Annotated in this window: 13 protein-coding genes; 9 read left to right on the top strand and 4 right to left on the bottom strand. The window is 67.9% G+C overall.

What is annotated here, in order from left to right:
* The first annotated feature begins 111 nt into the window (after positions 1-111).
* The 7 genes from ACLJOO_RS31905 (at position 112) to ACLJOO_RS31875 (ending at position 10804) form a co-directional block, all read left to right on the top strand.
* Positions 112-2133: a HelD family protein gene (locus tag ACLJOO_RS31905; protein WP_410791278.1), complete on the top strand. Its 2022-nt coding sequence runs from the start codon at positions 112-114 to the stop codon at positions 2131-2133.
* Between the two features lie 54 nt (positions 2134-2187).
* Positions 2188-3456, top strand: coding sequence for a hypothetical protein (locus tag ACLJOO_RS31900; protein WP_410791277.1), 1269 nt, complete (start codon positions 2188-2190; stop codon positions 3454-3456).
* 37 nt (positions 3457-3493) lie between these two features.
* A complete protein-coding gene (locus ACLJOO_RS31895) occupies positions 3494-4879 on the top strand; it encodes a glucose-6-phosphate dehydrogenase (RefSeq protein WP_410791275.1) in 1386 nt (461 codons plus the stop codon).
* A 54-nt stretch (positions 4880-4933) separates the two neighbouring features.
* On the top strand, positions 4934-6592 hold the full coding sequence (locus tag ACLJOO_RS31890; RefSeq protein WP_410791274.1) for a carboxylesterase/lipase family protein: 1659 nt from the start codon (positions 4934-4936) through the stop codon (positions 6590-6592).
* A gap of 61 nt (positions 6593-6653) precedes the next feature.
* Positions 6654-9116 carry a X2-like carbohydrate binding domain-containing protein gene (locus ACLJOO_RS31885; RefSeq protein ID WP_410791273.1) on the top strand — a complete coding sequence of 821 codons (2463 nt, stop codon included), beginning with the start codon at positions 6654-6656 and terminating at the stop codon, positions 9114-9116.
* A 159-nt stretch (positions 9117-9275) separates the two neighbouring features.
* On the top strand, positions 9276-10208 hold the full coding sequence (locus ACLJOO_RS31880) for a GTP-binding protein LepA (protein WP_410791271.1): 933 nt from the start codon (positions 9276-9278) through the stop codon (positions 10206-10208).
* Positions 10205-10804 (top strand): TetR/AcrR family transcriptional regulator, encoded by a 600-nt coding sequence (locus ACLJOO_RS31875; protein ID WP_410791270.1) that lies wholly within the window; start codon positions 10205-10207, stop codon positions 10802-10804. Before ACLJOO_RS31880 ends, ACLJOO_RS31875 begins: the two co-directional genes overlap by 4 nt.
* A 22-nt stretch (positions 10805-10826) precedes the next feature.
* Here ACLJOO_RS31875 and ACLJOO_RS31870 read toward each other — a convergent pair whose 3' ends face one another.
* A complete protein-coding gene (locus ACLJOO_RS31870; RefSeq protein WP_410791269.1) occupies positions 10827-11627 on the bottom strand; it encodes an NPP1 family protein in 801 nt (266 codons plus the stop codon).
* Between the two features lie 226 nt (positions 11628-11853).
* On the opposite strand from ACLJOO_RS31870, the gene ACLJOO_RS31865 reads away from it, so the two are divergent.
* A complete protein-coding gene (locus ACLJOO_RS31865; protein WP_410791267.1) occupies positions 11854-12135 on the top strand; it encodes a hypothetical protein in 282 nt (93 codons plus the stop codon).
* Between the two features lie 4 nt (positions 12136-12139).
* Here ACLJOO_RS31865 and ACLJOO_RS31860 read toward each other — a convergent pair whose 3' ends face one another.
* Positions 12140-13354 (bottom strand): MFS transporter, encoded by a 1215-nt coding sequence (locus ACLJOO_RS31860; RefSeq protein WP_410791266.1) that lies wholly within the window; start codon positions 13352-13354, stop codon positions 12140-12142.
* 109 nt (positions 13355-13463) lie between these two features.
* On the opposite strand from ACLJOO_RS31860, the gene ACLJOO_RS31855 reads away from it, so the two are divergent.
* Positions 13464-14033 (top strand): putative glycolipid-binding domain-containing protein, encoded by a 570-nt coding sequence (locus ACLJOO_RS31855; RefSeq protein WP_410791264.1) that lies wholly within the window; start codon positions 13464-13466, stop codon positions 14031-14033.
* 6 nt (positions 14034-14039) lie between these two features.
* Here ACLJOO_RS31855 and crcB read toward each other — a convergent pair whose 3' ends face one another.
* Positions 14040-14411 carry a fluoride efflux transporter CrcB gene (gene crcB / locus ACLJOO_RS31850; protein WP_410791262.1) on the bottom strand — a complete coding sequence of 124 codons (372 nt, stop codon included), beginning with the start codon at positions 14409-14411 and terminating at the stop codon, positions 14040-14042.
* Positions 14408-14926, bottom strand: coding sequence for a fluoride efflux transporter FluC (locus ACLJOO_RS31845; RefSeq protein ID WP_410791261.1), 519 nt, complete (start codon positions 14924-14926; stop codon positions 14408-14410). Before ACLJOO_RS31845 ends, crcB begins: the two co-directional genes overlap by 4 nt.
* Positions 14927-15018: the final 92 nt, after the last annotated feature.

The following is a 15018-nucleotide window of genomic DNA, read 5'->3' as shown; positions in this document are numbered from 1 at the left end:
CTGCCCACTGAGCTGGGTGGTAATGTCGCCGGTCTGTCTTTTCGGGATCGAATCGAACCGGATGGATCTGCTCCGGGGCGGGACCCAGCTCACGATTCGAGGCTCTCTCCCATGGCCGAACTCGAGGCCGAACGCGCCTTCCTAACCACTGCCAAGACCGCACTCAGCAGGATGTACGCCGAGGTCGTCGACCGTGACGTCCAGATCATCGGCGGCGAGGACAACGACGAACGCTTCACCAACGAGGCCAACCAGCGGGCCAAGGAGATGCGGACCCACGCGCTCCTCGACCTGCCGGACGTACCGCTGTTCTTCGGCCGGCTCGACTACGAGCACGGCACGATCGAGGACCTGGACCAGATCTACATCGGCCGCCGGCATGTCCATGACGGGTCCGGCGTACCGCTGGTGATCGACTGGCGCGCGCCGGTGTCGGTGCCGTTCTACCGCGCGACGCCGAGCGATCGGCGACGGGTGCTGATGCGCCGGCGGTACGGCTTCTCGGACCATGCGGACCTGACCGGGTTCGAGGACGAGCCGCTGACCGGCGGCGTCGAGTCGGACCAGGCGGACAAGTTCCTGCGGTCCGAGATCGAACGGCCGCGCACCGGCCCGATGCGCGACATCGTGGCGACGATCCAGCCCGAGCAGGACGACCTGGTCCGCGCACCGTTGCACCCGAGCGTCTGCGTGCAAGGTGCGCCCGGCACCGGCAAGACCGCGGTCGGTCTGCACCGCGTCGCGTACCTGCTCTACACCGAACGCGAACGGCTCGGTCGCGGCGGTGTCGTGATCGTGGGACCGAACCGGTCGTTCCTGTCGTACATCCGCAAGGTCCTGCCCGCGCTGGGCGAGGTCGACGTACGGCAGATCACGATCGACGAGCTGCTCACCCGCCCTACCGCGGCCACCGACGCAACGGAGGCCGAGCGGCTGAAGGGCGACGCGCGGATGTCCGACGTACTGCGCCGCGCGTTGTGGTCGTACGTCGGTACGCCGACCGAGGGAGTCCTGTACAGCAAGGGATCCCGGCGCTACCGAGTCCACGAGTACGAGGTCGTGAACATCGTGTCGGACCTGCGTGAGTCGACCCGGTACGCACCCGGGCGGAACGCACTGGCGCAACGGATCGCGCACGTCGTGCTGGTCCGGATGGAGGAGCGCGCCGAGTCGCCGGACGACCGTGTGCAGAACGCGGTCGCGCGCTCGAAGCCGGTGAAGGACGTCCTCGACTCGGTCTGGCCGCGCGTCACCCCCGAGCAGGTCCTGCATCGGCTCCTCTCGGACCCGGACTTCCTGGCCACCGCGGCCCCGGACCTGACGGACGAGGAGCGTACGGCGGTGTTGTGGACGAAGCCGGCGCGCTCGTGGAAGTCGGCGAAGTGGTCGTTCGCGGACACCGTCCTGCTCGACGAGCTCGAGGACCTGATCGAGCGGCGTACCGGTTCGCTCGGGCATCTTGTCCTGGACGAGGCGCAGGACCTGTCGGCGATGCAGTTGCGGGCGCTCGGTCGGCGCTGCCGCTCGGGATCGGCCACGGTGCTCGGCGATCTCGCGCAGGCGACGACGCCGTGGGCTGCCGGATCCTGGGACCGCGTGCTCGGTCATCTCGACAAGGGCGACGGCGTCGTGGCCGAGCTCGACCGCGGGTTCCGAGTGCCGGCGCAGATCATCAACTTCGCGGCGAAGCTGCTCCCCGAGATCGCGCCGACACTCGGCACGCCGAGCGGGGTCCGGACGGTCGCCGACGCGCTGAGCATCGTCTCGGCCAGCGAGTCGACACTCGCGGACGAGGTGGTCGCCGGGTGCCGGGCCGCGCTGGCCGGCGAAGGGTCGGTCGCACTGATCGCGGCTGACGACCAGGTCGTCCGGCTCCGGGACGCGATCGCAGCGGCGGGTCTGGAAGTCGCGCTCATCGGCGAGACCGAGGACGAGATCGACACCGTGCGCCTGGTGTGTGTGCCTGCGACGCTGGCCAAGGGCCTGGAGTTCGACGCGGTCGTGGTCGCCGAGCCGGCCCACATCGTCGCCGCCGAGCCCCGCGGCTTGCACCGTCTGTACGTCGTCCTCACCCGGGCGGTCAGCCGCCTCCAGATCATCCACGCCGAACCGCTGCCAAGTGCCCTGGCCTGATCCTCTTCCGGCGTTATCGTCCGGTGTGCAGGCAGCCGGATCGGGGAGGCGTAAGTGAGCGGTTTGATCGTCTTGATGGTGATCGCGCTGCTGCTCGTCGTGGCTGCGATCGTGTGGGGGATCGTCGCGCTCGTCCGCCGGCAGCAGTACATCGGGTCGATCCGGCAGCGTGGCTGGAGTTTCGTCAACAGCCCGACGTTCGACGCGGTGGCGCGGCTGAGCAATCCGCCGTTCGGGGTCGGGTTCGTGCGCAAACCCGACGACCAGATCACCGGGCGGACTGCGACCGGCCGGCCGTTCCAGGTGATCGAGTACAAGTCGGCGTACTGGTCGGGCTGGGTCGGCATGGTGACGTTGTCGCGGCGGCTGCCGGAGTTGTGGATCACGGGTGGCGAGACCGCTCCGAGGTACGGCGTACTCGCGCACGGCGTCGTCGCTCCGGCGCAGCTCGGGCCGGGATGGCAGGTCGGCGCGATGGATCCTGCGTTCGCGCACGAGGTGATGACCCCGGCGCTGTGCACGCAGCTGAACGCGCTGGCCGGCGGGCAACCCGGTGTGAACCTAGGCGTCGACGGTGACCAAATCGTCGTACTGAATCCGCCCCGCAAGGAGCTCGACGAGCTCGCTCCTTGGCTCGAGCAGCTCGGCGCGATCGCGGCGGCGATCGACGCGACGCCGCTCGACCACTGGATCCAGCCAGAGCCGGAGCCGCGGCTGCGGTTCTACCACCATCCGGACTGGTACTGGATCGGCGTCGACGACAACCTGTTGCAGTACACGCCGGTGCACCGCGGCGGTTACGGTCACCGCACCGACGAGGTGATCCGCGGGCGGGACGGTGACGGGCCGCCGTTCGTCGCGTTCAAGCACCACTGGAAGACCTCGCACACCGAGTCGTACACGGACAGCAACGGCAACTCGCAGACCCGGACCGTGGTCGAGAACCACTCCGAGCCGATCCTCGGCTTCCAGTTGCCGGCCCGGATGCCGCAGCTCAGCGTCGGGCCGAAGGGTTTCCGCAGCGGCATCAGCTTCGAGAGCTCGGCGTTCAACGATCGGTTCGCGGTCAGCTCGGCGGACACCAAGTTCGCGTACGACGTGATTCATCCGCGCCAGATGGAGTACCTGATGGCGACGCCGGGCGCGCCGTTCCGGATCGTGGAGGACTGGGTCTGGTTCACGCCGGGGGAGCACAGTCAGCCCGCGATCGCGTTCTGCTCGGCGTACCTGCGCGGTTTCCTGGGCTGGGTGCCGCGGTTCGTGTGGCGAAACCTCGGCCTGCCGGACACGCCGTACCCAACCCTCGAGACAACCGTCGGGTAGGGGAATGCGGTTGCCGCTCACGTGGTTGAGTTTGACCGTGTTGATTCAACGTACGGTCGTCATCTTCGGCGCCAGCGGCGACCTGAGCTCTCGGTTGCTGCTGCCCGGCCTGGGCAGTCTGCTCGCCGGCACGCGCGCCACCGCAGTGCGGATCATCGGCACCGGCCGGTCCCCGCTCGTGGCGGAGGAGTGGACGGACCGTGTCCGCACCGCGTTCGAATCCCAAGGGGTCATCGGACCGGTTGCGGCGGAGACCCTGGCAACCACGCAGTACGTCGCCGGTAACCCGACGGACGCGGCGCACCTGCGCGCGCTCCTCGAGCTCGCCGGTCCGGCGCCAGTGCTGTACTTCTCGCTGCCACCGGCCGTGACGACCGCGATCGTCGAGACGCTGCAGCGGGTCGAGCTCCCGGAGGGCACCGAGCTGGCGTTCGAGAAGCCGTTCGGCACCGACACCGCGTCGGCGGCCGCGCTGAACAAACTCGTCGGCTCGCTCGTGCCCGAGGAGAACGTGCACCGCGTCGACCACTTCCTCGGCCGCACCGCGGTCCTGAACCTGATCGGCCTGCGGTTCGCCAACCGGCTGTTCGAGCCGGTCTGGAACGCCGAGCACATCGAGAGCGTCGAGATCGTGTACGACGAGACGCTCGGCCTGGAGGGTCGCGCGCAGTACTACGACAACGCGGGCGCGCTGGTGGACATGATCCAGAGTCACTTGCTGCTCGTGCTCGCGCTGCTCGCGATGGACGCCCCGGCGACGATGGACGCGGTCGAGGTGCGGAGCGAGATGGCTCGCGCGCTGCGCAGTACGCGCCTCTTCCGCGGCTCCGGGGTCGAGGCGAGTCGGCGGGCGCGGTACACCGCTGGTATCGCGAACGGGCGCGTGGTTCCGTCGTACGCCGGTGAAACGGGTGTGGACCCGGACCGGGAGACCGAGACGCTGGCTGAGGTCACTGTCGAGGTCGGGACGAACCGTTGGGCCGGTGTGCCGTTCACGCTGCGGTCGGGCAAGGCGCTCGGTGTCGCGCGCAAGGAGATCGTGATCAGGTTCAAGCCGCTGCGGCACCTGCCGTCCGGCCTGCACGGCGGGCGCGACGGCGAGACCCTGCGGATCGGTCTGAACCCGGGGGAGCTGTCACTGTCCGTCCCGGCGCTCGGCGTCGACGGACCGTACACGATGGGTCAGGTCTTCCTGGACGCGACGCTGCCGTCGTCGTCGGTGCTCCCGTACGGCGAGGTGCTGAACGGCATCCTGCGCGGCGACCCGCTGCTGTCGGTACGCGGTGACGTGGCCGAGCGCTGCTGGGAGATCGTCGAGCCGGTGCTCGCCGCGTGGCACGCCGATGAGGTCCCGCTGGAGGAGTACGAGGCCGGGTCCGACGGGCCGTCCGACTGGCAGGCCGACCGGGAGTCCGCCGCCTAGGACCAGGGACTTTCCCTGGGGCGATGCGTGGTCCTCGCGCCGGAGGGTGAGGGCATGAGAATCATCCATTCCCGGCGACCACGCATCGTGGTCGCCGCCCTGGCCGCGGCCCTCGCCATCGGCGCCGGCGCACTGATCGCCGCGGGCGCAGCCGACGCCAGCTCCACCGCCTTCACCGCAGCCTCCGCGACCTCCTCCGCGACCTCCGATTTAGCCGGTCCGGTTGTTCTTACGGGCAATGGTGCCGTGCGGGGCGTGAGCGGCGACGGCACCTACTCGTTTCGGGGGCTGCCGTTTGCTGCGGCTCCGGTCGGCAGCCTCCGGTGGCGGGCGCCGCAGCCCGCGGCGAGTTGGCGGGGTGTGCGCGACGCATCGTCGTACGGACCGGGCTGTCCGCAGGCACCCAGCGTGGTGACGACTGGCCAACTGTCCGAGGACTGCCTCTACCTCAACGTCTCGACCCCGGCCCTGCACTCCGCCACCAAGCGACCGGTGCTCGTCTGGATCCACGGCGGCGGCCTGATCGCAGACACCGGCTCCAACTACGACGGCACGAAGCTCGCGAAGGCCGGTGCGGTTGTCGTGACGATCAACTACCGCCTCGGCGCACTGGGCTTCCTTGCCCACCCGGCGCTGGAATCGCGAGGGGCAGCCGGCAACTACGGGCTGATGGACCAGCAGGCCGCCCTCCGCTGGGTGCAGCGCAACATCGCCCAGTTCGGCGGCGACCCGCACAACGTCACGATCGCCGGTGAATCCGCAGGCGGCCTGTCCGTCCTCGCGCACGTCACCTCACGCAGCTCGAACGGCCTCTTCCAGCGCGCGATCGTAGAGAGCGGCGCCTTCGCCCTGGAGCAGGAATCGCTCGCCAAGGCCGAGACGTTCGGCAAGGAGTTCGCCACCAAGGTCGGCTGCCCGGACCAGTCAGCGGACTGCCTGCGCAAGGTCCCGGTGCAGACCCTGGTCGACAACATCTCGACGGCAACCGCCCTCATCCCGGGCGTGGTCGATGGCTCGGTGCTGAAGGAGTCGATCGGTACGGCGCTCGCCGCCGGCCGGTTCAACCACGTGACGATCCTCAACGGCAGCAACCACGACGAAGAGGCGCTCTTCACGCTCGGCGGCCGCGTCGTGAGTCGCGGGTACAACGTCCCCTATACCAGCCCCGTCACCGCGGCGAACTACGAGACCAACATCGCCACCGCACTACGGGTCTCGCCGGCACAAGCCGCAGCGATCGCCAACGAGTACCCGCTGTCGGCGTACGCCACCCCGGACAGAGCCTTCGGCACACTGGTCGGCGACGCGACGTTCGCGTGCGGTGCGGCCCAGGTGAACAAGTGGACCGCACGGCGAGTTCCGACGTACGGCTATGAGTTCAACGACGACACCGCGCCGTTCCTCTTCGCCCCTGCCGGCCTGCTCTCGGTGGCCACGCACGGCTCGGAGATGTGGTACCTGTTCGACCTCCCGAACGCTCCCTTCCCGGTCCCGCTGAACGCCGAACAGACCGCACTGGCCGACTCGATGCGCGCCGCGTGGGTCAACTTCGCGAAGACCGGCAACCCGTCGACGCCCTCGACCTACTGGCCCACGTCAGGGCACACCGGCCGGGTGCTGTCCCTGGTGCCACCGGCGCCGCAGCTGTCGACGGACTTCGCGGCGCGTCATCACTGTGCCACTTTCGCACAGAATCTTGACAAGGTTAAGTAATAGACCCAATATCCTATCCGATTCGGTTTTCTCCTGAGTTCTCTGGGAAGAGGTCACCGCCATGACCAGATCCGTTCGGAGCAGGGTGTTGCGGGCCGCGCTTGCGGGGCTCGTAGTCGCCGGGCTGCTGCCGGCAGGTTTGAGTACGTCGACAGCAGCACCAGCGCCACCTACCACCAGCGTGACCACCGCGACCTCCGCAGCCGAGCTGCCCGGGCCCGCGGGGGACAAAGCTGCGCGGCCGTACATGGGCTGGAGCAGCTACAGCATGCAGGTCTACAACCCGAACGGCGGCAGCTGGATCACGGCGGATCAGCTGATCGCCCAGTCCGACGCGATGCACGCGAAGCTGCAGCCGTACGGGTACGAGTACATCAACATCGACGCCGGCTGGAACGACGGTATCGACGCGTACGGCCGGCCGACGCCGAGCAAGAAGCTCTACCCGAACGGCCTGCAGGCGGTCATCGACCACATCCACGCCAACGGCCAGAAGGTCGGGCTCTACACGATCCCGGGCATCAGCAAGGCCGTCATCGACGCCAAGCTCCCGATCTACGGCGCCCCGGAATGTACTACTGGTGATCTTCCGGTGCTGCCGCTGCAGAAGGGTGACTACTGGGGGATCGGCTACCGCATCGACTTCTCGAAGCCGTGCGCGCAGAAGTACATCGACTCGATCGCGGACCTGTTCGGTTCGTGGGGCCTGGACTTCCTCAAGTTCGACAGCGTCACCCCGGGTTCCGGGATCAGCGACCTGTCGCTGGACGCCCGTGACGACGTGAAGGCCTGGTCGCAGGCCCTGAAGCGGCACAACATCTGGTTCGAGCTGTCCTGGGCGCTGGACATCAACTACGCCGACTACTGGAAGCAGTACGCGAACGGCTGGCGGATCGACTGGGACGTCGAGTGCTACTGCACGGGTACGGCGCTGACCGCCTGGCCGAACATCAACCGGCTGTTCCCGAAGCTCGCCGAATGGTGGCGGCACGCGGGACCGGGCGGCTGGAACGACCTCGACTCGCTCGACGTCGGCAACGGCCAGATGGACGGTATGACCAAGGACGAACGTCGTACGGCGGCAACGCTCTGGGCGGTGTCCGCGGCGCCGATGTACGTCGGTAACGACATGACCAGGCTGGACTCGTACGGCCTCGAACTGCTGACGAACCGCGAGGTGATCGCGGTCAACCAGGCCGGCCGCCCGGCGCACCCGCTGTCCATGAAGACCAACCGGCAGACGTGGTTCGCGCTGAACCCGGACAGCTCGTACACCGTTGCCTTGTTCAACCTCGGCCAGACCGACGCCGACATGACGGTGAACTTCGCCGACCTCGGCCTGAAGGGCGCCGGCAAGGTGCGTGACCTGTGGGCCCGCAAGGACCTCGGCACGTTCGCCTCCAGCTTCACCGCCAACAATGTCCCGATCCACGGCGTACGGCTGCTGAAGGTCACGCCGCAGAAGGGCGCCGCGATCAGCGTGAACGACGACGACCTCCGGGTCTCGTACGACGGCGCGTGGCAGCGCAACACCAACTACGAAGTACCTGCGGTCTCGCAGGCGCTGACCGTCGGCGTGACGGACTCGTCTGCCAAGTCTTTCGCGGCGGCCGATCTCCCGACGCGGACCGTCGAGGTCAACAACAACAGCCCGGAGATCGTCTACTCCGGCAACTGGAACTACAGCTCCGGTCGTGGTCTCGGTGACTACCAGGACGACGTGCAATGGACGGAGGGGAACGGCGACTCGTTCTCGTACAGCTTCGTCGGCACCGGGGTCGACTACGTGACCGAGACCGACCCGGGTCAAGGCGACGTCGACATCTACGTCGACGGCGAGTTCAAGCAGACCGTGAGTACGTACATGGATCCGGCGCAGGGACACAACAAACCGCAGCAGATCGTCTACAGCGTCTCGGATCTGCCGAACGGCAGCCACACGATCCGCGGCGTGAAGAAATCCGGCCAGTTCATGCTGCTCGACAAGTTGAACATCCGGCAGGAGAGCCTGCTGAACCCGGACACCGCGGCGTTCGACAAGAATGCGCCGGCCGATGTCAGCGTGCAGCTCGGACGTGACCCGGGCGAGCTGGACGGGATCGCGAAGGCCGGGCAGGACCTGGTGAAGGGCACGGACTACACGGTCGCCGGAAACGTGGTGACGATCAGCAAGTCCTACCTGGCGAATCTGCCGGTCGGGAACACGGCCCTCGACGTCCGGTTCCGCGGCGACTACCGCGACGACATCCACGCCACCAAGGCCGACGGCGCTTCGGTCAGCCTGACCTTCACCGGGACCGGCGTCGATTGGAGTACGGCGCTCGCACCGGATCAGGGCGACGCGGACGTGTATGTCGACGGCAATCTGGTACGTCGGGTGAACCTGCACAACGACACCCGGGTGACGAACCGGACGGTGTTCACCGCGACCGGGCTGAAGAACGCGCAACACGTCGTACGCATCGTCAAGGTGAACGGCGACGTACTCCGCAACGACACGATCAGATACTCCATCGCCAAGTAATACAAACCTTTCGGCGGGTGGTGGTCCTCAGAGGGCCGCCATCCGCCGTTCTGTTGTGGGGGTCACAAGCTATGACTGACTGATCAGTCAGTTACTTTGTTAGGCTTACTTCTGGGGGGATCGAGCGCGCATCCCTGTCGGATGAATGAGGTGCCGCCTATGTGGTTGAGCGATGTGACCGTTTCGCGCCGGCGCGGCCGCCGGCGGGAAGACTCCCGGCTTGCCGACCATGTCGATCGGCTGGGCGAGGAGCACCCGCCGATCCCGCTCGGCAGCGTCGACTACTCGATGAAGAAGCCCAGCCTGCTGGCCGAGCGGTTCGGTCCGGTGCTGGCCTACATGACCCGGGTCGAGCTCGAGGTCGAGCGCAACGTGCTCGAACTGAACATCCTGCTGCCGGACCCGCCCGAGGTCGACCGGCACTTCTACGCCGACGTGTGGATGCCGCAGGAGACACGCCACGGGCAGATTCTCGACAAGCTGCAGAACCTGATCGGCGTCGACCCGCACGAACCGAACCTCGCGGACGTCTCGTTCAGCCTCAAGTTCCTCGGGGCGCTCGGCCGGATGCCCGGCGTGCAGGACGTCAGCCGGATGCTCTACTACCTGACCGGGCTGGCCACCGAGCGATCCGCAGTGATTGCCTACAACAAGTTTCATGCCGGGCTGGTCGGGCTGGGCGAGCGGGCCATCGCCGCCACGGTGATCGCACCGATCCGCCGCCAGGAGCCTGGGCACTTCGCGTACTACCAAATGGCCGCGCAGCAGCTCTGGGATCAGTTGTCGGGATGGCAGAAGTGGCTGACGCGCGGGCTGCGAAAGCGTACGTTCGAAGTGGTCGGTGCCTACAACAAGCGTCAGGTGGCCGAGTTCGGGGACGTGATGGAGGCGCTGAAGATGAGCGACGGCGGCGAGGCGGAACTGCGCGAGTACGCGCGGCAGGTCGGACGGGCCGAGCACGAACTGATGTGGGCGCACCGGCAGGGTATGCGGGTGCCGGACTATGTCTTCAAGTCCCTGAAGCGAGCCGCCGTGCTCGCAGCCGAACGGAAAGGTGAAATCTGGCCTGCCGCCCAACCGGCAGGCTCATGACTGCTCCGGCGCACACGCGCCACGCCACGCGACCGTCCAAACGGCAGCTCATCATCGAGACCGCCGAGCGGCTGTTCGCCGAGCACGGGTACGACGCCACCTCGACGGCCCGGATCGCGACCGAGGCCGGCGTACCGTCGGGGCTGGTGTTCTACCACTTCGCGACCAAGCTGGACCTGCTGCTCGCAGTGGTGCAGGAGCGCCCGGCGCCCAGTGAGGTACTGCGGTCTGCGGCGCGCGGCCGGACGGTACGGCGACGGTTGCGCGCGATCGTCGCGACGATGGTCGAGGAACTGGAGCATGACCGCGCGGCCCGGATCATCGTGTTCCGCGAGGCGCAGGGCCGGCCGGAGATCGCCTCCCGGGCGGCTGAGTTGTTCGCGGAGGCGACCGAGACCGTGGCCTGCGTACTGGCCGGTGCCGACGACGTGGTGGCGGATCAAGCCCGGGTGCAGGCGGCCGCGGAACTCGTGGTCAGCCGGGTGTTCCTCGACACGGTCGCGCTCGGGCAGGCTGAGACGGCGACCAACCGGCATGCCGCGATGATCGACCTGATCGCGGAGTCACTGACGGACGGCGTGCGCGCCGCGGACTGAACGCGCACGCCTCCTCGTCGGTCTAGGCCCAGGGGTCGAAGGGGATGCCGGACGGCTTGGACGCGTTCAGCAGGTTGCGGAACCGGTCGTCCTTGTCGGTGATCTTGATCGTCGCGGACCCGAAGTCCGCGTTCATGAGGGTGTCGCGCAGCGACGTACTGGGGTAGCCGTTCCAGCCGACCAGCGGCGGGTACCGCCAGTTGTGGTAGTGGTTCTCCGGCGGTTCGTCGTTGCTGTTGGCGAGCCGGAAGAAGTGCGTGCTCGCGCCGTCCTTGTGGTAGACGACCTTCGGGTGCGAGCCGTCGAACCGCACCTGCGAGCGGGTGTACGTGACCTGACTGGAGTGCTGCGTCGTGGTCACGTAGTCGATCTGGTTGGTCGACTGGTTCACCCAGGAGATCACGTGCTCCCAGTCGTGCCGGTGGCCGCCGAGGCTGCTGCCGGGGAGCGCCTGGTCCTTCTCGAAGTAGCTGGCGTACACGATCGCGCACCAGCCGTTGTTGCACTTCTCGCGGGAGTAGGTCTGGGAGTTGTCGAGGTCGGACTGGTCACGGCAGTTGCCGTTCACGGCGCCGGTCGGGTTGAGGCCGGGGTTGAGTGTGCCGTCCGCTCCGATGGCGGGAGTGGCGTAGCAGCCGTCGGTGTCGTAGTCGTACGCCGGCGAGAAGGACTGCTCGTACCCGTCGGCGTTCTGCGGCAGGCTCGGCGGCGGAGCGGCGTACGCCATCGCGGCCGAGGTCACCATCAGGGCGGCGGTTCCGAGGACGACACCGAGCGTCCGGCGGAAGGATCGTGGTCGAGGAGGCGGGGCGGAGTCCTGCATCGATCGCTCCTTACTACAGGTCTTACTTCAGGGCGGAAAGGAACGATCCGAGGATGCCAGGGCGGGACCACTTCCGCCTATACCTCACGTGACTACTGGTTGACGGTCCGTCAACGAAGGAAATCGATACGTGCCAGGCTCGATTCCGGTGGTGCAGAGTGTTACCTGGCACCTGCCGCGGTGGGGGAGACCGTGAGGAACGGCCGGTGTCGTGGGGAGGAAGCACATGCCTGCTGAGGAACAGGCGGAGCTCCGGTATCCGCCGCCTGCGCTGCCGGACGGATCGATGCCGACGTACGGCGATCACCCGCTGCCAGGTACCGCCGACGACGAGTCACCGCTGTCGGGCCCGTTCGGGTGGGGACCCGACCTCGACCGACTCGACCAGTTCGCTCGCACCGAGCACCACCCGTCATCCGCCGAGAGCCCGTTGCTGATCGTTGCCTTGATCATCGTTTGCGGTGTCGTCGTGTCGGTCCTGATCGCAGCCCTCGCCGCGAACGTGTGAACCGCTAGCTGCCGGCGGTACCTGGTTGGTGTGGGGTGTCGCGGGTGCTGAGGATTGTGAAGCCGACGATCGCGACGGCGGTGAGGCAGGCGGGGATGAAGAAGACGTGCGGCAGGCCGATCGCGGCCACGCCGATACCGCCGATGGTGCCGCCGATCGCCGAGCCGAGCGGGATCGCGCCCAGGAAGATGCCGGACGCGATCCCGACACCTTCGGGGTAGAGCCGTTGGGCGATCGAGACGCCGAGCGCGCCGACGCACGCCCACAACCCGGCCGTCAGCGCCTGGCCGACGAACAGTCCGACGACCGACGTACTGAGTGCGTAGGCGAGGTTGCCGGCCATGCCGAGTACGGCGCCGGCGGTCATCGCGCGGATCGCGCCGAACCGGTCGGCCAGTCGTGCCACCACCGGGAGCAGGAGCAACTCGAGAAGCGGCTGGATGCCGATGACGACGCCGCGCAGCGAGTCCGAGACGTGCAGCTGCTCGGCCATGTAGATCGGCAGGTACCCGAACTTGATCGTGTCGCCGGTCATCGCCAGCACGCACACCGCGGTGAAGATGAGCAACGGCATCATGTGGTCGATCCGGCGGCGCTCGGACGGTACGCCGCGCGGATCGTCGTACCGCTCGACGCGTTGCAGGCCGAGCGGAATGATCGCGGCGACCACGCAGACGGCTGTTGCCACCAGCAACGCACGGAGCCCGAAGGCGCCGCCGAACCAGCTGCCGAGCACCGGGCCGAGGATCCAGCCCGTGGTGAAGGCCATCCGGACGGTCGCGACGACGCGGTTCTCGGCCCGGGTCGGATGCCGGCTCAGCTCGTCACGGCAGGCCGCGAACAGCTGCGCCATCGATCCGCCGGCCACGCTCAACGCCAGCGCGCTGATCACGAACGGCATCCAGACCTCGGTCGCCGCCGCCATCGCGAGCCAGCCGGCCGCGCCGACGACCGAGCAGATCCGGAACCACAGGAGCCGGTCCTGGGTCCGGTCCGACCAACGCCCGACCAGGAACCCGGCGATCGGTGCGGCCAGGTTCGTCACGTAGTACAGGCCGGCGACGGGCAGCGGGGTGTGGAGGTCCCGCACCAGGAACAGCGTCAGCTGCGGGGTCGCCGCCGAGAGACCGACACCGGCGATCAGCAACGAGAGGAAGGCCGAACGGTAGAACTTGGACCGGAGCACAATGCCCAGCGCGGACTCCGACCGGTCCAGCATCCACCCCTCCACGGAAACGCCTACCGACCAACGATAGGCGCACTCGCCGAGATCGACCGCCTCGTGTCACCCCTCGAACAGTTCTTGCCGGGCTGGATAGGGTCGGGACATGGAACTGCGCGCGCTGCCAGCCGCCGCGTCGTGGACGCACAGCGGGGCCCGGGTGGGATTCGAGGTGCTGTTCTCCGGCGACGGCCGGTTGCGCGGCCGTACGTCGGCCCGCGAGGGAGAAGCGATCTGGTACGTCGGGTACGAGATCGCCGTCGGCGCGGACTGGTCGACCGAGTCCGTGAACGCGGTGAACTCGACGATCTCCGGTGATCACGAGGTGGCGTTGACACGTTCCCCGGACGATCGCTGGACCGTGAACGGTGTAGCTCGGCCGGATCTCGACGGGTGCCGGGACGTGGACTTCGAGTCCTCGGCGGTCACCAACACTCTGCCGGTGCACCGGCTCCCGTTCGTTCCCGGTACGGCGGTCGACGTGCCGGCCGCCTTCGTACAGGCTGACGATCTGACCGTGGTGCGTCTCGAGCAGCGCTACACGCTCACGAGCTCCGACGAGCGGGGGCACGTGTTCCATTACGAGTCCGCGACGTTCGACTTCGAGTGTGAGCTGACGTTCGACGCTTCGGGACTGGTGCTGGATTACCCGGGGATCGCGGTCCGCGATCGTTGATGTCTGTCAGCTCCAGATCGCCTGGCTGACGGCTGCGCCGAGGAACACGCTGCCCAGACCTGCCACAATGCTCGCGGTGACGTTGGCGACGGCGAGGAAACGCGCTCGGTCCTCGTAGAGCCGGATCGTCTCGTACGAGAACGTCGAGTACGTCGTGAGCGCGCCGCAGAACCCGGTGCCGACGAGGAGCTGGATGTCGTGCGGGAGAGCGGAGGACGCGCCGACCAGGAAACCCAGGATCAGCGAGCCCACGACGTTCACGCTGAACGTGCCCCACGGGAACAGCGAGTCGTGCCGGGCCTGGACGGCGCGATCGGCGATGTACCGTAGCGGCGCCCCGATCAGGCCGCCGGCGATCACGAGCAACAGCCGGGTCATCGCGTTCTCCAGGTGATCAGCGCGCGCGTCGCGCTCACGGTGGCCCGGACCGCTAGCAACGCGCCGACGATGGTGGTGGCGAGGTAGAGCAACGCGATCCCGGCGTTCCGCCCGGTGACGAGCTGCTGGATGTCGACGGCGTACGTCGAGAACGTGGTGAACCCGCCGAGCACTCCGGTGCCGAGAAACGGGCGGAGCAGCCGTTGCCGGGTGAGAACGTCCGTGACCAGCACCATCAAGATCCCGATCAGGCCGCAACCGACCACGTTGATGACCAGCGTGCTCACCGGGAAACCGCCCGGCGGGGTGGGCCAGCCGAGCCCGACCAGGTACCTCGCGGTGGCGCCGATCGCACCGCCGACGGCGATCGCGCCGAGGACCACCGGGTCATGCGCACGCTGGGCTCGGCCGTCGATCCGCAGGTCGACGTCCGAGTCGACTGGACCCTTGGGCAAAGGGTTCACGGGCTTCGCGGTGCCGGTGGGCTCGATCGGCTCGACGGGGTGGTGCTCCACGGACAGGCCTCCTACCTGGTAACGGCCTCGCGGCGTGGCGCCGCGAGGTTCCTCAGGTAGGGACTGTTGGCCGCCGAAGGCGACAGTTGGAT

The sequence above is a fragment of the Kribbella sp. C-35 genome (assembly GCF_046549195.1).
Classification (GTDB): domain Bacteria; phylum Actinomycetota; class Actinomycetes; order Propionibacteriales; family Kribbellaceae; genus Kribbella.
The sequence above is the reverse complement of the archived record's forward strand: the minus strand, read 5'-3'. Positions and strand labels throughout refer to the sequence as shown.